Origin of the sequence: Aulosira sp. FACHB-615, assembly GCF_014698045.1 — a bacterium.
In the GTDB taxonomy this organism is placed as follows: domain Bacteria; phylum Cyanobacteriota; class Cyanobacteriia; order Cyanobacteriales; family Nostocaceae; genus Nostoc_B.
In genome coordinates this window covers 199,396-217,709 of the sequence record NZ_JACJSE010000008.1, presented here as the reverse complement: position 1 = coordinate 217,709, position 18,314 = coordinate 199,396, and the positions used below count along the sequence as shown (strand labels likewise).

At 42.6% G+C, this 18,314-nt stretch carries 17 protein-coding genes; 7 read left to right on the top strand and 10 right to left on the bottom strand.

Features of this window, described 5'->3' with window-relative positions; genetic code table 11:
* Positions 1-198: 198 nt before the first annotated feature.
* The 5 genes from H6G77_RS16145 (at position 199) to H6G77_RS16125 (ending at position 11,024) form a co-directional block, all read left to right on the top strand.
* Entirely contained in the window at positions 199-2,814 is a 2,616-nt protein-coding gene (locus H6G77_RS16145; RefSeq protein ID WP_190872110.1) for an S-layer family protein, read from the top strand.
* Between the two features lie 34 nt (positions 2,815-2,848).
* Complete coding sequence (locus H6G77_RS16140; RefSeq protein ID WP_190671967.1) at positions 2,849-5,416, top strand: CHAT domain-containing protein; 2,568 nt, start codon at positions 2,849-2,851, stop codon at positions 5,414-5,416.
* Between the two features lie 187 nt (positions 5,417-5,603).
* Entirely contained in the window at positions 5,604-6,725 is a 1,122-nt protein-coding gene (locus H6G77_RS16135) for a DUF928 domain-containing protein (RefSeq protein ID WP_199331522.1), read from the top strand.
* Between the two features lie 202 nt (positions 6,726-6,927).
* On the top strand, positions 6,928-9,726 hold the full coding sequence (locus tag H6G77_RS16130; protein WP_190872109.1) for a CHASE2 domain-containing protein: 2,799 nt from the start codon (positions 6,928-6,930) through the stop codon (positions 9,724-9,726).
* On the top strand, positions 9,723-11,024 hold the full coding sequence (locus H6G77_RS16125) for a response regulator (RefSeq protein WP_190589306.1): 1,302 nt from the start codon (positions 9,723-9,725) through the stop codon (positions 11,022-11,024). The genes H6G77_RS16130 and H6G77_RS16125 overlap by 4 nt, the downstream gene beginning before the upstream one ends.
* Before the next feature lie 223 nt (positions 11,025-11,247).
* On the opposite strand, the gene H6G77_RS16120 is transcribed toward H6G77_RS16125, so the two are convergent.
* The 9 genes from H6G77_RS16120 to H6G77_RS16080 form a co-directional block, all read right to left on the bottom strand.
* Positions 11,248-11,721: a hypothetical protein gene (locus H6G77_RS16120; protein WP_190872108.1), complete on the bottom strand. Its 474-nt coding sequence runs from the start codon at positions 11,719-11,721 to the stop codon at positions 11,248-11,250.
* Between the two features lie 405 nt (positions 11,722-12,126).
* Positions 12,127-12,516 carry a hypothetical protein gene (locus H6G77_RS16115; protein WP_190872107.1) on the bottom strand — a complete coding sequence of 130 codons (390 nt, stop codon included), beginning with the start codon at positions 12,514-12,516 and terminating at the stop codon, positions 12,127-12,129.
* Positions 12,438-14,132 (bottom strand): ATP-binding protein, encoded by a 1,695-nt coding sequence (locus H6G77_RS16110; protein ID WP_190872106.1) that lies wholly within the window; start codon positions 14,130-14,132, stop codon positions 12,438-12,440. The genes H6G77_RS16115 and H6G77_RS16110 overlap by 79 nt, the downstream gene beginning before the upstream one ends.
* Positions 14,126-14,710 carry a hypothetical protein gene (locus H6G77_RS16105; protein WP_190872105.1) on the bottom strand — a complete coding sequence of 195 codons (585 nt, stop codon included), beginning with the start codon at positions 14,708-14,710 and terminating at the stop codon, positions 14,126-14,128. The genes H6G77_RS16110 and H6G77_RS16105 overlap by 7 nt, the downstream gene beginning before the upstream one ends.
* A gap of 61 nt (positions 14,711-14,771) precedes the next feature.
* Entirely contained in the window at positions 14,772-15,425 is a 654-nt protein-coding gene (locus H6G77_RS16100; RefSeq protein WP_190872104.1) for a hypothetical protein, read from the bottom strand.
* 95 nt (positions 15,426-15,520) lie between these two features.
* Positions 15,521-16,075, bottom strand: a complete 555-nt coding sequence (locus H6G77_RS16095; RefSeq protein WP_190872103.1) for a hypothetical protein — start codon at positions 16,073-16,075, stop codon at positions 15,521-15,523.
* A gap of 6 nt (positions 16,076-16,081) precedes the next feature.
* Complete coding sequence (locus H6G77_RS16090) at positions 16,082-16,474, bottom strand: hypothetical protein (RefSeq protein WP_190872102.1); 393 nt, start codon at positions 16,472-16,474, stop codon at positions 16,082-16,084.
* Positions 16,475-16,725: 251 nt separating this feature from the next.
* Complete coding sequence (locus tag H6G77_RS16085; RefSeq protein ID WP_190872101.1) at positions 16,726-17,121, bottom strand: hypothetical protein; 396 nt, start codon at positions 17,119-17,121, stop codon at positions 16,726-16,728.
* Positions 17,114-17,308, bottom strand: coding sequence for a hypothetical protein (locus H6G77_RS16080; RefSeq protein ID WP_190872100.1), 195 nt, complete (start codon positions 17,306-17,308; stop codon positions 17,114-17,116). The genes H6G77_RS16085 and H6G77_RS16080 overlap by 8 nt, the downstream gene beginning before the upstream one ends.
* Between H6G77_RS16080 and H6G77_RS16075 the strand changes: the two genes are divergently transcribed.
* Complete coding sequence (locus tag H6G77_RS16075) at positions 17,302-17,502, top strand: hypothetical protein (protein ID WP_190872099.1); 201 nt, start codon at positions 17,302-17,304, stop codon at positions 17,500-17,502. The genes H6G77_RS16080 and H6G77_RS16075 overlap by 7 nt on opposite strands.
* An 83-nt stretch (positions 17,503-17,585) precedes the next feature.
* Positions 17,586-17,828: a hypothetical protein gene (locus tag H6G77_RS16070; protein WP_190872098.1), complete on the top strand. Its 243-nt coding sequence runs from the start codon at positions 17,586-17,588 to the stop codon at positions 17,826-17,828.
* Between the two features lie 60 nt (positions 17,829-17,888).
* Here H6G77_RS16070 and H6G77_RS16065 read toward each other — a convergent pair whose 3' ends face one another.
* Positions 17,889-18,260, bottom strand: coding sequence for a hypothetical protein (locus H6G77_RS16065; protein ID WP_190872097.1), 372 nt, complete (start codon positions 18,258-18,260; stop codon positions 17,889-17,891).
* Positions 18,261-18,314: the final 54 nt, after the last annotated feature.

The window sequence follows — 18,314 nt, the reverse complement described above, 5'->3', positions numbered from 1 at the left end:
GCTCTTCGGCTACCCGCAGGCTAGGAAACTAAGTCATAAGAGCTTGAGAGAGTTCTTGCGTAAGTCCTAGTAAATACTCCTTACTCCTTACTCCCTACTCCCCATTCCCTTTTTTTGCTAGTGGAGTTAAAAACTAGGTCATTGTGGGAATACTAAACATAGAGTACAGACTGCGACTAGTTTATCAAGGGAGTTTTCATGGGTTTGGTGAATCAAGTACTTTTGAGTTCGACGCTCTTGCCATTAGGAGTTCTCTTATTGTGCAACCGTCCTACTCTGGCGCAAGTAAAGCCTGATGGCACTCTCAAAACCCATATTGATGACAGCAACCCTATTGAGATTGAGATCAAAAACGGCACTGCTGTTGGTAATAATTTGTTTCATAGCTTCAGCCAATTCTCCATACCTAGTAACGTTTCTGTATTCTTCAAAACTACTTCCGGTATTCAAAACATTTTTAGTCGTGTTACTGGCAATAGTATTTCCTACATTGATGGAACCATCAACGCTAATGCCAATTTATTCTTACTCAACCCCGCCGGGATTATCTTTGGTAAAAATGCCCGTTTGAGTATTGCTGGTTCCTTTATTGGGACAACAGCCAACACTATTACATTTGCGGATGGGAAAGAGTTCAGCACTGACATCGCTCAAACTCCTGTGTTAACTATGAGCGTACCTGTTGGTTTACAACTGGGGACTAACGCCGGCGCTATCCAAGTACAAGGACAATTACAAGTTCCGACTAACCAAACTTTGGCGTTAGTTGGGAGTCAAATTAATCTGACAGAAGCCAGACTGAGGGTTCCCGATGGGCGTGTGGAGTTATGGGCGGTGCGAAATGCCGATATCAAAATTGACAATCAAGCAGGCTGGCAATTAACAAGCATAGCTAATACACCTGATTGGGGTACGATTACTTTGCAAACAGCCTCATCGATTAACACTAATGGAACTAATGGTGGTGCTATCAATATTCGTGGGCGGGGGTTGACTTTACAAGATGGGTCAAATATTCAATCTAGTACTTCCGGTGGTCAAGGTAAAGGAATTATTGTTAACACCACAGATTTTGTTGAAATATTGGGAGCATCTACTTCAGGAAGACCCAGGACTTCCCTTGGCACTTCTATTGGTGCCTCAAGTACTGGTCGTGCAGGAGATGTGGTAATTAAAACAGGACGCTTACGCATTACTAATGGCGCATCGCTTCAATCTACAACTAGGGGTAACAACTCTAGAACAGGTGATATTTATATCCATACTACCGATATAGAGTTGATAGGTACTAATACTATTCCTAATAGGAATATGATCTCGTCTACTGACATTAACACTGTTTCTAGCGGAACGAATAATATCGGTGGCAACATCACGATAGAAACAAATCGACTACGTACAGTTGATGGTGGATTAATTAGTTCTGATTTATTTGGTGGTCGATTAACCGCTACAGGTAAAACCGGAAATATTTATATTCGAGCAACCGAGAGTTTTGAAATTGCAGGTGGAACCAAAAGTCAAAGTTCCCTAGCTTCTGGAGTGACAACTTCTGTCCAGCCATCAGGAGTAGGTCAAGCCGGAAATATTGACATTGAGACTGGCAGATTAACGGTGAGTAATGGTGGTTCAATTCGCAGCACCTTAGCGGGAAATGGTACTGCTGGCAATATCACTATCCAAGCTACAGATGTGACCATCAGCGACCCAGTTATTGAAACCTTTAGCGGTTTAGTGACTGGCATCAATACTTCCGTCGGTAAAAATGTAGTTGGTCTAGGTGGCACTATTGACTTAACAGCAGAGAACTTACGATTATTCAATGGTGGTCAAATCACTTCCTCGACACAAGGTCAGGGAAATGCTGGCGGTATTAACTTACAAGTGAAAAATTTGGATGTGCAGGGTATATCTCAGCCCTTAAGTAATGGTCAGATTTTACCCAGTAGCATCACCGCATCTTCAACAACTAACTTTGCCGCAGGTTCGGTAAATATTCAAGCTGATACAGTACGTGTACGTGATAATGCTCAAATCACTGTCAGCAATATAGGCACAGGCGATGCCGGGAATCTCAATCTCAATGCTCGGCAGATTTTCTTGGATAATGCCGCTAGTCTACGTTCAGAAGTGAATGGCGGCAGTCAGGGGAATATTCAACTACAAGTAGATGAGGTGTTGTTACTAAGGCATGGTAGCAAAATTAGTGCTAATGCCAGTGGTAATTCTACTGGAGGCAATATCAATATTAATGCACCCATAATTGTGGGGTTAGAAAATAGCGATATTATTGCCAATGCAATTCAAGGTCGTGGCGGTAATATTCAAATTACCACTCAGGGAATTATCGGTTTAGAATATCGTTCGCAATTGACACCAGAAAATGATATTACTGCCAGTTCACAGTTTGGGGTGAATGGGACAGTGGAAGTGAATAACGTTGGTGTTGACCCCAATTCTGGTTTAGTGGAATTACCAGCCAATTTAACTGATCCATCGCAGCAAATAGCGAATGCTTGCGATCGCAATCAAGGTAGTAGTTTTGTTGCCACTGGCAGGGGCGGAATACCACAAAATCCGACTCAACAAGTTTGGAGCGATCGCACTTGGTCTGATGTCCGTCACATCTCTGCATTTCGCAAACCAGGCAGTATTAATGCACAAGCACCTCCTCTTCCACAAGTGATGGTGCAAGCAACTTCTTGGCGACGTAATGCCCAAGGCCAAGTTGAGTTAATCGCAGCGACATTCCCCACAAATACACAGCCGCAATTAACCTGTAGTGCGCTTTTGCAGAGTTCATTGACTCCCTAAATTTTCTCTCTCTACTTTTAACCTATAACTACCTATGAATTTCCTCATCAAACAACGTCGTTGGTTATATATCAGTCTAAGTATTATGAGTTTGTGTTTGGCAGTAACCATCACACCCGCTCAAGCATCTCGACCAGTATCGACCAATTCTGTTGCTAGTCTCAATCTCAATGTATCGGCTACAGAATCTACCAATTGGCTAGAACAAGGACGACAACTTTACCAATCTGGTAGCTTTACAGAAGCAGTGAACGCATGGCAAATGGCAGTACAAAGTTACCATGACCAAGGCGATCGCCCCAACGAAGCCTTAAGTTTAAGTTACTTGTCTTTAGCACAACAAGAACTCAATCAATGGGAAGCAGCAGAAAAATCTATCGCCCAAAGTGTAAAGATTTTGCAAACGGCTCAACCAACTGCCGATGCTATTATCTGGGCGCAAATACTGAATACTCAAGCCAATTTACAACTCCGCACTGGTAAAGCAGAAACAGCCTTAGATATTTGGCAACAAGCCCAAAAATATTATGAGCAGGCGGGGGACAAAATTGGCAGTTTAGGTAGTCAAATTAACCAAGCCCAAGCCCTACAAAGTTTAGGATTTTACCGTCGTTCTAAGCAACAGTTAGAGGCTTTAGCGCAGAAGTTGGCGGCTATGCCCGATTCGGAAATTAAAGTCAGTGGATTGCGATCGCTGGGTTTAGCTTTACATGCCATTGGCGATCGTAATAGCAAGTCAATCTTAGAACAAAGTTTAGCCGCAGCCAACCAAATTGCAGCTAAAACCCAGTTAAGTTCGATTCTGGCAAGTTTGGGGAAAGTAGCTTCTGATTTCCAAGACCCAGAAGCCGCCTTAAATTACTTTGAAGATGCAGAAACAGCTGCTACTAACCCTAATGAAGCTTTACAGGCGCGGTTAGCTCGCTTCAAACTCTTGGTGGATTACAACAAACTAGAATACGCCATTCCCCTTGCACCACAATTGCGTCAACAGTTGGCTGAATTACCACCTAGTCATAGTTCTTTAGGTGCAGCAATTAACTTTGTTGCCACCATGAATCGCGTCGAAAATTCCGAGCGAATTTTACCTAGTCAAGAGTTAGCCCAACTATTGGCAGACACTGTTAAATCTGCTGAAAAAATTCAGGACAGTAGCGCCCAAGCTTATGCACTACATGAATGGGCAGAACTCTACAGTCGTAAAAAACAGTGGTCTCAAGCACAGGAATTAGCCGATAAATCCCTGAAGATTGCCCGTGAAATTCAAGCGGATGATTTGATTGCTCAATCAGCTTGGCAGGTTGGGAAGTTGTATAGAAAACAAGGTAGCCGCCCCCAAGCAATTACAGCTTACACCGAAGCCGTGAAATCATTAAAGGCATTGCGCGGAGATATGGTGGCGGTGAATCCTGATGTGCAGTTTTCCTTCCGGGAAAGTGTTGAGCCTGTTTATCGAGAACTAGTGAGTTTATTGCTAGATGACCAACCCAGCCAGACCGCATTAACTCAAGCGCGAGAATTGATTGAATCATTACAAGTTGCTGAACTAGATAACTTTTTCCGGGAAGCTTGTTTAGATAAAGCCCAGCAAATTGATAAGGTTGACCCGACAGCAACAGTAGTTTATCCGATTATTTTAAGCGATCGCCTGGGTATAATTTTCTCCCAAGCAGGAAAACCACTGCGTTACTATGCCACTCCTAAATCTCAAGCAGAAATTGACGAAACCCTAGATAAATTCCTGGTGGCTCTTAACCCAGTTTCCGACTCCAGTGAGCGAGAGAAATTATCCCAACAGATTTATGATTGGCTGATTCGTCCCGCAGAAGCCGAGCAAGCCTTTAAAGATACCAAAACATTAGTATTTGTCTTAGATGGACGGTTGCGGAATATTCCCATGGCCGCCTTATACGACGGTAAGCAATATCTGATTGAAAAGTATGCTGTGGCGCTCTCACCCGGATTACAACTGATGGCTGCTCAATCGCTCCAACAAAGCCGCATTGATGCCATTATCGGAGGTATTAGCGAATCTCGTTCTGGTTTTAGTGCTTTACCAGCAGTGGAATCAGAAGTTAAGCAAATCTCTCAAAAAGTTCCTTCTTCCACATTGCTCAACCAGCAATTCACCAGTGAAGCCCTCGCTGATTATGTCAAATCTAGTAAGGCGAATGTTGTTCACCTCGCCACCCACGGACAATTTAGTTCTCGTCTGGAAGATACTTTTTTATTGACATGGGATGGCGAAGTCAACGTTAAAGAGTTGTCTGAACTCTTAAAAAATCGTAGTGGTAATTCTACCAAAGCGATCGAATTATTAGTCTTGAGTGCCTGTGATACTGCCAGTGGTGACGATCGCGCGGCTCTGGGATTAGCGGGTTTAGCCGTAAAATCTGGCGCACGTTCCACCATTGCCACACTCTGGCCAGTGAAAGATAAAGCTGCCCAAATGCTCATGACTCGCTTTTATGACCAGCTAAAACAACCCAAAATCACCAAAGCTGAAGCTTTAAGGCAAGCCCAAATTAATCTGATTCGCCAAACCGATTTCCGTGATCCGTTCTTTTGGTCTGCCTTTGTTTTGGTAGGGAACTGGTCTTGATTTTGTAATATTACTTAGATTGTTTGAATCAAGAAAAACATTAGCTTTATGGTTTTTTCACAGTGATTCAGATATAAATGCTAGTAGTGTTCCCAGGTTAACCAGAGTTTATCAGTTTTCCAGAAATTGTTCTCTCAATGGACTTCAATGTATTTTCCATTACTGCATCAATGGGATGAGGTCAAATATGAAAAAACTACGATATCTAACTAGCACATTGAGCATTATCGCTCTGATTGCTAGTAGCACATGGGCTAGTGCCTATGCTGTAACATTTACCCCGCCTGTCAAAAATTCTGCGCCCAGAGACTCCACTGGTGGAGCTTCCCGTGGCAGTATCTTTGTACCCAACAAAGGTAATAGTGCACCCAGACAATCAACCGGTGGGGCTTCCCGTGGCAGTATCTTTGTACCCAACAAAGGTAACAGTGCGCCCAGACAAGCAACTGGTGGAGCTTCTCGTGGCAATATCTTTACCCCAAACCAAGGTAATAGTGCGCCCAGACAAGCAACTGGTGGGGCTTCTCGCGGGAATATCTTTACCCCCAAAAAAGATAATAATGCCCCTCAAGAAGCGTCAGGTGGGGCTTCTCGCGGGAATATCTTTACCCCCAAAAAAGATAATAGCGCCCCTCAAGAAGCGTCAGGTGGGGCTTCTCGTGGGAATCTCTTTACCCCCAAAAAAGGTAACAGCGCCCCTCAAGAAGCATACGGCGGAGCTTCCCGTTTAGGTACTTACTACTTGAATCCTGGAACTGTAGCCGCAACCGGGCCAGCCGCCTTAATTGCGCTTCTGCCTGAAAGCTTTTATGGCACCACAACTTCAGCACACCCGACCATTTTGGTTTATCTGCCTGCTTCTAATGCCGAAGAAGCTGTATTTAGCCTCAAGGATGAAGCCGGTGATACCCAATATCAAATGACTATTCCGGTGGTTGGGAAAACTGGAGTCATGGCAATCAAATTACCAGCAGATGCACCTGCTTTAGCTGTTGGGAAAAACTATCAATGGTTCTTGGCGCTGAAAGTGGATGGAACACTTAGCCCCAGTACGCCTTATGTTGATGGTTGGATTGAACGTATCCAGCCAACTGCTGAATTGACAACAGCAATGCAGCAGTCAGATGCTCTCCAACGGGCAGTTGCCTTTGGTAAAAGCGGGGTGTGGTATGACTGTGTAGCAACAATGGCTGCACTACAGACGACCCAACCCGAAAATCCTACAATTGTTAAGCAATGGCAAGAACTTCTCTCTTCCGTGAGCTTAAAGGATATTGCAGCTGCTCCCTTAGTCGCATCAGCTAATTAGGGACTGATGACTAGTAGTTCACCAATCCGAAATGCTGTGTAGACCTAGCAGGGGTACAGAGGGCAGGAGGCAAGGTTGCAGGGGGAATTGGGTACATATTCTCCCCCTTCCCGCTCCCTGCCCCTTATCCTCCGCTCAAACAAGTTTTAGTGGAGTCATGGCTGACCAATGCTAATCAATGTTATGTGCCTCCGGCGAAATTATGTGGCGTAAATTCCAAGGTTTGATGCAACGCTCGCGTAGCGTTTTAATTATTACTCCCAGTGTCGCTCTTACAGTTATTGTTGGGCAGTCATTGGGACTTTTTAATTTGCCGGAGTGGAAACTTCGTGATGAATGGATGCGACAACGTTCGCAAAATACCATAGCTGACGAAATCGTGATTGTGACAATTGATGAACGAGATATTCAATCGGTCGGTAAATGGCCGATTCCAGACTGGTCACTAGCACAATTACTCCAGAAAATCCGATCGCAGCAACCCCGCGCCATTGGCTTGGATCTTTACCGAGATTTACCAGAAGGCAAAGGATATAAGCAACTGGTAGAGGTTTTTCGCAGCACGCCTAATTTAATTGGGGTGGAAAAAATTACTGGGGAGCGTGTCAATCCCCCACCAGAATTGCAAAAACTAGAACAAGTTGGATTAGCAGACTTGGTATTAGATGGCGATCGCCATGTGCGGCGTGCTTTACTCACAGCTGCTGATGCCAAACAAGACGGAAAAATTAAAGCCGGATTGGCTACGATGGTGGCCCTCAAGTATCTGGAAGCAGACAAAATTTCTTTAGAACCAGTAAATCCAGAGCAACAGAAGTTTCGCTTAAATAATCAAATTTATCTGCCACTGCAAAACCGAGAAGCAGGTTATTCCGATACTGATGTGGGTGGTTATCAAATTCTGCTCAACTGGCATGGTGCTGAAACGTCGTTTCGCACAGTGGCGATGCGGGATGTGTTGGCAGGAACTATCCCCACCAATATGATGCGCGATCGCATGGTGTTTATTGGCTCAACGGCCTCTAGTACCAATGATTTCTTTAGCACCCCTTTTAGTTCCTCTTTGATTGCTGCTCAAAAACCCACAGCTGGAGTCGTGATTCATGCCAATATTGCCCATCAAATAGTCCAAGGAGCAAAAACAGGTAAAGCAAACCTACATGGTTTTTCTGGCAATACCACGTCATTTTGGATTATTTTGTGGTCTTTGATTGGTTCTGGTGGTAGCTGGTGTTTAGCAAGTTGGCGTACCCAGCGCAACATTCCCGGTGGCAAAATTCTCTGGGCAACAATAGGCATCAGTGGTGGTTTTCTGGTGGGTGGTTATGGAATATTTTTACAGGGTTTGTTGATTCCCATCACCCCAGGGTTAGCTGCCTTTATTAGTAGTGTGATTGCCACAACCAATGCCTATAAACAACAAAAGTTAGAAGAAGCTAACCGACAACTAGAAATTGCCAATTCTCAACTTCTAGATTATTCTAAAACTCTTGAGTTTAAAGTCGAAGAACGCACTCGTGAACTACTGGAAGCCAAACAAGCGGCTGATGCGGCTAACGAAGCCAAAAGTGAGTTTTTAGCTAACATGAGTCATGAGTTACGCACACCATTAAATGGCATTCTGGGTTTTGCTCAGGTGCTAGAGTTATCGCCAAACTTGACCGATAAAAATCGAGAAGGAGTCAACATTATCTATCAATGTGGTTCCCATTTACTGATGCTGATTAATGATATTCTCGATCTCTCAAAAATTGAAGCTCGTAAATTAGAATTGGTAGCAACTAATGTACATTTAGCAACTTTTTTACATGGCGTGACAGAGATTTGTAATATTCGAGCCGAACAAAAAGGAATTGGATTTAACATCGTAGCTGATGATTCTTTGGCGACTGTGATTCAAGTCGATGAAAAGCGGCTACGACAAATTTTAATTAACTTACTGGGTAATGCTATCAAATTCACAGATAGCGGCAGCGTCACATTGAAAATCGATGTGATCGAGCAAAATTTGTCACAAAAGAGCCAGGAAAATCCAGAAATCACTGATCAGAAGATTCGCTTTCAAATAGAAGATACAGGTATTGGGATGTCACCAGAGCAATTAGAGAAAATCTTTTTGGCTTTTGAACAAGTAGGTGAAGCGGGGAGGAAATCTGAAGGTACTGGTTTGGGATTAGCTATCAGTCAAAGAATTGCTGGATTGATGGGTAGTCAAATTCAAGTGCAGAGTAATTTAGGCGAAGGTAGTTTATTTTGGTTTGATATCACAGTACCAATACCAGTTTCCCATGACTGGAATACATTGACGGTGAATGCCAGTCATCACAAAATTATCGGGATTCGTGGACGCATACCACAAATTTTGATTGTTGATGATGATCGCAACCACCTCTCGATTTTGAGTAGTTTATTACAAAAAATTGGTTGTCGCACTTTAGAGGCAACCGATGGTAAACAAGGGCTACAGGTGGCAACTGAACTTCAACCGGATATGATTGTGCTGGATTTAGCTATGCCAAATATGGATGGCTTTGAGTTAATGGTGCAATTACAAGAAAATCCCCAAACAAGTTTGATTCCGATTATTGTCTCTAGTGCTAGAGTTTTTGAAGAAAATCAGCAACGAAGTTTAGAGGCTGGTGCAACAGCATTTTTACCTAAACCTTTGCAAGTTGATGAACTATTAAATGCACTGCGATCGCTACTTAATGTGGACTGGATTTATGCGGAATCAATATCGCAGTCGTTACCTGCTAAAAATGAGCCATCAGACAATAATAATGAACTGATTTTGCCATCTCAGGAGATTTTGCAACAACTATATCATTTGGCGATGATGGGAGACATTCCCGCGATTGAGGCTATGATTGCCGAATTAATCAAGCAAGATAGTCAATTTACTGTTTTTGCTACTACCTTGGGTAAAATGACTGCCAATTTCCAAACCACAAAAATCCGTAAGTTCTTGAAAACATTTGTTACCACGGAGTCACATCAATGATTACTGAAGCTGTTTTGAAACCAATGCACATTTTATTGGTGGACGATAATCCCAATAATCTCAAGGTGCTATCAGAAGCGATTAAAGGATGTGGTTGGAAAGCACTGATGGCAACAGATGGCGAGTCAGCAATTGAACAAACAGAATACGCCCATCCTGATTTGATTTTACTGGATGTCATGATGCCAGGTTTGGACGGATTTGAAACTTGCCGCAGGCTGAAAGCTAATAATATTACTCAGAATATTCCAGTAATTTTTATGACGGCTTTATCTGATGCTACAGATAAAGTCAAAGGACTAGAAATTGGTGCAGTTGATTATATTACTAAGCCTTTTCAACAGGAAGAAGTGATTGCCAGACTGAAACTACACCTCAAAATCTCCCATCTCACCAGAACTTTAGAACAACGGGTACAAGAACGTACCGCCGAATTAACCCATTCTCTACAACAACTACAACAAACTCAACTACAACTCATCCAAAGTGAGAAAATGTCCACTTTAGGACAACTAGTTGCAGGTATTGGTCATGAAATTAATAATCCAATTGGGTTTATTAGTGGTAACTGCTCTTATATTGAACAATATGTCAATGATTTGTTTCGTTTGGTGGATTTACAACAGCAAAAGCTACCAGAATCAGATCCAGAAGTGGAAGAACTCATCGAAGAAATTGACTTGGAGTATTTATATGAGGATTTACCAAAACTTCTGTTATCAATGCACCAGGGAATTGAGCGTCTCAAAGATATCAGCCTTTCTTTAAGGACTTTTGCTAGGGCTGATATTGCTTCTAAAGTCAAGTTTCAAATTCACGAAGGACTTGATAGTACTATTATGCTATTAAAGCATCGCCTCAAAGACCAAGGCGATCGCCCGAAAATTGAAGTTGTCACCCAATACAGTGAACTACCACCAATTACTTGCTATCCTGGGCAACTCAATCAAGTTTTTATGAATATTATTGCTAATGCTATTGATGCGTTTGATGATTTACATCAAAATGCTGCAAAACAGGAGATAGCAGCTTGTCAATACACCATTAAAATTACGACATCTGTTGATGAGCAGCAAGAAACTGTCACAATTTGTATGGAAGATAATGCTTTAGGGATGCCGCCAGAAGTGCAAGCAAGAATTTTTGAACCATCTTTTACAACTAAACCTGTGGGTAAGGGAACTGGACTAGGATTAGCAATTAGCTATCAAATTATTGTGGATAAACATCATGGCAACATCCACTGCTTGTCTACCGCCGGTCAAGGAACAAAGTTTGTGATTACTCTACCAATTTAATTTTTGGAATTGCAATCACACATTAACTGGTAATCAAAGCAAATATTTTTATATTAAGTGCTGAATCTCAACTCAGCCATTAATTTATCTTGATCATCTTGCCCATTGATGTAAAAAATATACAGTTTGAGGGTTCATATATTTGGCTAGATACCGCACATAAATAACTAATATTTATCTTCTAGAATCAACTGGGATATCTGCACTCCCACCAAGCTTTGCCTTACACTTGTCCTTGAATAATTTTTGTCAATTCAGCACGGCTACGATTTGCTTCTGACCAAAAAGCTATCCAAAAGATAAGTACTATTAAGATGGGCATAGCCACAAATAAGGCGGCTACAAAACGAGGTGTTTCATCTGTGAAGGTGATGGGACTAACTGTATTACACCAGATGAATAGCCATAAGCCTAAAAAAGCCATCACAACATTATTTACGCTGATTTGGATATGCACCAAGGTTTGACGAGGTTGTGCTTCAAATCGCCCGCGAATCATTGGTAAAAACAAATTGCGATAGTTAATAATTCGCATGATTTGAAACCCATCATCAGAAATTGTTCCCTGATACAGAGTATGTTGTCTAGAGAATCTAAATGCTTGTCGTGGTTCAATATTGGCACTCAGTCTCTGCACTACTATGGGTAATGGTTCTGGTGCTGTAACTGTAAAACTATCGTAGGGTAGGATTTTCATCTTGTTTGGGGCTGTTGGTGATAATTCACCTTAGCTATTCAGTATTGTTTCCAGTTTTCCCCTAGCGATCGCTTTTTGAACAAATGATTTGATTTTTTTTGGCGAAAAACCATCAAAAAATAAGGACTAAAGAAGTGATTGATTCCATATTAAATGACATTAATTAGTCACCAATTCTCTAACAAGGCTTAACTAATTTGTCTTCAATGACAATAATCTGTCACCGATGACAAATAATTAATCACTATACAATTTGTTAAAAAGCCAGCAGCTGGATTTGAACCTGCGACCTTCCGATTACAAGTCGGAGAGAATTAATAGTACAAGGTAGGATACAAAAGGATTTGAGGAGGGTAGAAAATTTAGCGCACTAATTTTGAGCTACTTTGGCTTATGCAAAATTTTTCAGAAAGCGGCGTGTAAAAGCTGATAGCCTAACCGCAATCTTTTAGTAAATTTATCTGTGTTGCGATTTCCCCAAACTGGATCTTTAGCGTCTTTAATCCAGTTTTCATCACTGTGGCAAATATCCTCATGACAACGCTTGCAAACAGGGAACCAATTGTTACCCAATCTGTTACCACCGTAGCTGCTGTGGTGCATTTCTCTGGCACGCCGTTTCAAGCAGCAACAACACAGCGACTTAGCTTTCTTGTGTTGTTCATGAGCAGCAGCGCACTGCTTTTTGTAGTTCTTACCGTATCTGGCATCCCAATTCAAGCCTGATTTAGTAGATACTCGTGCAGTAGTTCTAATTGCTTGCTGGTTGGTGCTTGTCCCATTATTTCTTGCCACTTGTCTTTTATTTCTGCGGGGTTTGGTACTCGTCCTAGCTCTTGCGCCCATACAATCAAGTCTTCATGCCAGTCGGTTTGTGTATCTACAGGGGAAGCTAATTTAATAGTCAAGGGAAGCTGGTTAATCGGGAGTAATCCCCTGGGCTTGTTACCCTTCTTCTTAAACTGTTTGTAACTGTGGTGCGTGGGGTGGACTGCGACTTGTTCGGGGACGGAACCACAAACAACACAACTGTAAGCTACTTCTTCAATGTGCTTGCGGCGTGGATCGTCTTTCTTCCAGCGTCCGGCGATTTGCCTAGCAGTAGCGTTCAATCCAATCAGTAAATAATTGTTTCGCATCTGCCCAGAGATGCCTAAGTCATCAACGTTTGAAGATTGATTGAGGGCGATGAGGGCAATCTTGTATTTCCTGGCCTCACTGCCTAACCTCTTGATAGCCAATTCCATGTTTTCTTTATCTTCAAAGTTCTCAAGGCAGGCGTTAATTTCATCAGCAAAAACAATTACTGATGGCTCTAAATCTAGTTGTTCCCTGGAAAGCGATCGCCTCTCATCTAGCAGATCAAGCAGTATGAGCAACTGTTTTTCTATTAACTTGAAGTCCGCGATCGCATAAATTCCTAATTCCTCCCACAGTACATTCACATTAGCGTGGGGGTCTAAGGCGAGTAGCATTGCTGCTTCATCCTTAGTTAGCCAGCCAGCCACCCAGACCGCGACTGATGTCTTGCCACTTCCCGAATTGCCAGCGATGATAATACCCACCGCGTCATCAATCAAGTCTCGCCAATCGTAAAATTCAATCTCTCCGACCTTGCCAGGACACAGGGACTCGTAATCAATTTCGTCGATCAATTCTACGGGGTCAACCACAGCAGACAAATGCCTATTCGCTTCACTTCTAAACTTTGCTGCTTCCGCTTCTTGCTTGGCTATTTCTGCCTTTAATTTAGCGATTTGTGTTTGGCGTTGGAGTTCCGCTAGTTCATTATTTTTAATAGCCTGTTCTCGGTCAAAATCGCGTTCACCGCCTGATTTATCTAAGTATCTTGCCGCTTCATCATTGTAAGTAATTCTATCTTTTATGTACTCAGTTTCAGTCGTAATTTTGTGCGAAGTAATTTCACGTTGTTGTTCGTTGAGTGCTATCTCTTGATTTAAATCGGTCTTTAGTTGCTCAAAATAAGCTACAAATTCTCGCTTATAGCGTTGCAGCCTTTTTGATACCAACGACGTGCTACTAGCTAAAAATAATAAACTGACCACCGACCAATTAACAGCCTTTGGATTAGTGGCTGAAATTGTTCGCAATCGGTATGCTTTATCAGATAAAACAAATGTCCCCTCCGGCTGAAAACGTGGGTTAGCAGGTACATAATCTTCTTGTCGCCAGTAGCCTTCGGGGATGATGTACCGCTTGTCTTGGGTGCAGTATCTGGCGGCGCGATTGTTAATTTGTTTAGGCTTAAAGCAAAATTCAATCACGTCATATTTAGTGCCGGACAAAGAATAGACCGACAGCCCCAAGCCTGTGATAGACATTGTGATCGCCAGTCCAATTGCAGATTGATTTTGTTGCTTAAATAGCCTCAGCCAATCCACTGCTACCATCTCCTTTTGAATAAATTTATAAGTAAAGGTAGTAAAGCCAATCCAAGAGAAAAGCTAAACAATAGTTGGAATTGAAAATTAATGGTTAAATTATCCGTTGGCTGTACCTTGACCTCGTAAGTCTTAACTTCGTATTCAAAAGCTTGGATTGATTCATTTGCGTACTGCATAAGCTGTCTGTATTCCTTGGTAGCATTCCATGAAATACCAGCAGAAGCCAACAATTTGGAAGTGCCAAATACAACCCGTGAAATATCTTTTATTTTGCAATCACTTGCTAGATTAATCCCAGATTCCCCAATATCAATCATGGCTGGAATTGAACCTAGAGCAAATCCTAAAAGTCCTGAACTTACCGTTCCTAGCCCAAAATCAATTGCTAGAAAACAAAGTGAAATATTGGCAGAGTTGGCGGTTAGCGTAAGCAAAAAGTTGCGGATGATCGTAAATGTGGAGCAGGCTGATAAATAGTCTTGCTCTAAACGATTTAAATAATCTTGATATTCGCGGGGTAGTTGACCAATCTGCTGTTCTTCCTGCTGGTCTAATTGAGTGATTTCGTCAATGTCAGGTAACATAGTTTTGATAAGCTTTAAAACTTCTGCCCACTAGCTGTAGTAGTGGGCTTTTTGCTGAACATTAAATACCTAAAGCGTTGCGGAGTCGCTGCATCACTCCAACCGGGCTTCTTGCTTCTGCTGCGTAATCGCGTCTGTGGATTAATGCCAAATTAGATTGTTCGCCGTTCTCTAAAAGGTGCTGGGCAGACTTTAGCTCATACGCCCGATCCTCTTGAATTTGCTTTAATTCAATACGCGATCGCTGCTCAAGCAACCGAACCTTACCCTCAACATCTTGAATAATCATGTCGGCGAGAAACTTAGCCCTACCATAGTCAATCGCCCATTCATGACGACCAGTTTCAATCTCTAACTGGGCTTTGAACTGTTCTTTGAGTTCTTGCATCTCGTCCCAGTATTTGATATTGGCAAAACTGGCTTGACGCTTGGCTTTTTGAATTTCAACCTCGGCTTTGCTGCCATCAGTCACAAATTCACCTAGAAATTTATTCCACTCTTGCTCGTTGTTAATTTTGGTTTTGACAGTTTCGATGATGGCAGGCATAAGGGTAGCAGTCATCTTGCCTTCTTGGTACATAGCGCCAAGCTTTCTTAGTACAGCTTGATCACCTGTTAGGGCTTGTTGCAGTTCAGATACAGTTACACCAGCCACCCTTTGCGCGGCTTTACCTGCTCTGGTTTTGGTATTGATACGGGTTTTGATGTGCTTCATAAAATATTTTCTGAGAGACAAACAACGCGATTGGGAGGATGAATAGCAGTAGCAGCAGATTGATGAAATGTCGCTCTCGGTAATCTGCGATGTCGTCAACTAGGGACTTTGAAGAGGTCAAGAATTTCTGCTTCTGTGGTGCGAAATTTTTCCACAGCACCATTTATCTGCTGAGAAAATTCGCTGGCCTTGTTATTGAAATGTTGATTACTTTCCTGCAATCTCTGGCTCAAATGCGTAGTGACTTCCTGCATCATCTCGTCAGTCTGTCGCAAGTCTTGATCTACTTGGTAGTCAATATAAGCAATCATCGCTGACTGAATACGTTCTTTGAGTGAAGTGCGATCACTCAAAGCCCAGTTCATTTTTTGGCTGATATCTTTGATTTGCTCAAAAGATAGGTTCAGGTTTAGCTCAACAGCGATTTCCTTAATTAAGGACTTCTTTTGAAAATTGCTCAGTTCACCTGCACCCGCCGGAACCATTTCCGATGAACCGGAAAGCTTGTCAACAATCTCCGAAATTTGTTCTTGACTAAGTTCTTCATCATCGTAGTTAGCGGCAATGTGTTCTCTAATTTGTCCGAGGGTGAACTTCTGCCCTCTACTGGATAAGCGGGATTGAATCGCTTTGACTTGATTTTGATTCATAGTTTCCTATGCGAATAATTTGTACAAAACTTCTCCAAGTTCAGACACAGAATAAGTGCTGTCATTGTGGTAGCTGATGCCTACGCTTCTGAATGCACGGTAGAACTTATCACGAGAAATAGAAGGATGTTTCTGGTAGACGTAATCCTTTAGCACCGCGCCTTTAACCTCACCCTTTAAATCAATTGCCGACTGAACTACTAGATGCAGAACTTCGGATGTGATCGCCTTCCTCGGCGCAACTTTTTTGCACTTGGCGACAAACCGTAAATTGTCTAAAGTAAGCGGCAATCTTGAATTAGTTAGTTGCTGCTTGAGTGCTTGCCATTGGTAACTGCGGACAGGTTTACCCAGGCAGGATTCATAAATTATTCTTGGTGACTCCTTTTTTAGCGGCATACCCCTAAACCCGATTTTTCAAACGACTGTTGCAAGCGACATTTAGCGCAACTGGTTACTCTGCAAGGAATGTGCAAATTTTTTAGAGATTTAATCAACATTTGACGCAATTTTTGTTGGACTGTGCTGTTAAATGCACGTTTTATTAACCGTGTGGTGCAACTACTTTGACGAGAGAATAAGTAGTGCAGCAGTTTTGCGCGGTATGCAAGCAGTTAGTACAACGCCACTTCAGTGACAAATAGTGCAACTCAATGAGCAGTAAAATCTTTGCAATTTTGAGGCAGGTGAGGATTTACAGCACAAGGCAAATAGGGATTAGCAGAGAAATAAGCACATCCACTGCAATGGTGTTTTTGGGATGCTTCCTCAAGTTCGCCGAAGCAATCTAGCTTGTCCCCAACAAACCAAGCTACTGCTGCTCCACAACTAGCACTGCACAAGCCAATGATTCCGGCGTTGCCTCCATAAGTCACCATCTTGTCGATAGTTAATTCATGAGTTTTTAGGGCTTCACCTAACCTGACAACTACCTTTCCAGAAAGCCCCAAAATTAAACCGCTTGCACCTAAAGCGGTCACTACTAGTCCCGATATTCCGAGCGAGGAAGTGACAACAGAAGCGCATTCTAATAACTTTTTACGCATACTTCTTGCGCCTCACACGCTTACGTTTTGTCGGTGTCGGTAGGATAAACCATGCGATCGCCCAAAAAATTAATAGCGATCGCAGCAAAAAATTAACCCAAGGGCGCAACGGCGTTTTCCAAAATATCCACCAATGCACGACCCAGTGCGCGAACTTGGACAACGGCACTGTGTCACGCAGTGGCATTTCTTTTTGAAAGTTGCTGTACGTCAGATGGTGAGCGTGGCGACTCCTGCACCAGGGGAAGACAGCGCAATGGTTTTTGGTTAGCGACTGACATTGTTTTGACTTATCTCGCCACTCCGGAGAATTTATATAGATGTAGTACTGGGGCGATCGGCTCATCTCGCTTGTTGCATCTGTTGACGAAAAAATTCTAGCATAGAAAGCATGTAGAAAGCATTGCATTCTAGTAAAATGTAAAAGTAGAATGCAATGCTTTCCATTTTTCATAGATAATCAAATGGAACAATTAACAACACAGACGATGGCCGATCGCACTTCTCCGCAAATCAGTATCACTCTGTCTCCTAAGACATACGAAGAATTTCAGCGAGTAGCGCGTTGGAAGCAAATGTCCCTAGCTAAATTTGTCCGCCAGATTGTTGAACGTGAGCATGAGTCGCCGTCGTTTTCAAACCTGCATCGCAGAGCTTTGAGATCGGCAGACATTGGCGATGAAGTGATTGACGATGACGACGAATAGCGAGGTATTTAATTTATGAGAAACTTTTCAGGACGTTTATGAAACTGCACTTAGAGCCACTTATGACAAAATCAACCACTGTACTGGTTGCAAAATAGAGTTTACCGACTCAATAGTTGACGGCAAGGCAGGATTGAAATACACCAACCAAATCCCGCCTAAAAAACCAAGCAGCAGCAAGCACAGGGCAAGCAACCAGTTAACGGGATACAACTCGCACCGCATCTGGCGCAAAACCAATTTAGCTTCTTTGATTCCCCATGCTTTAGCCTCTGGTAGCGTGGGGAATATTTTTTCGCGGCAGGGCTTACCACGTCCAAGAGAGGCGCAATAGCCCTGAGAGTTACGCTTAATTGTTATTTCTAGTAGCCCGTTGCCTAAATGTAATTGCCACCAGTGAGGCGGGTTTTGTTGGGAGTGTTGCCAAGTCATGATTTTATGTGTTTTTCCAAAAAAATAACGCTCCCGCAAAGAGAGCGTCAATCA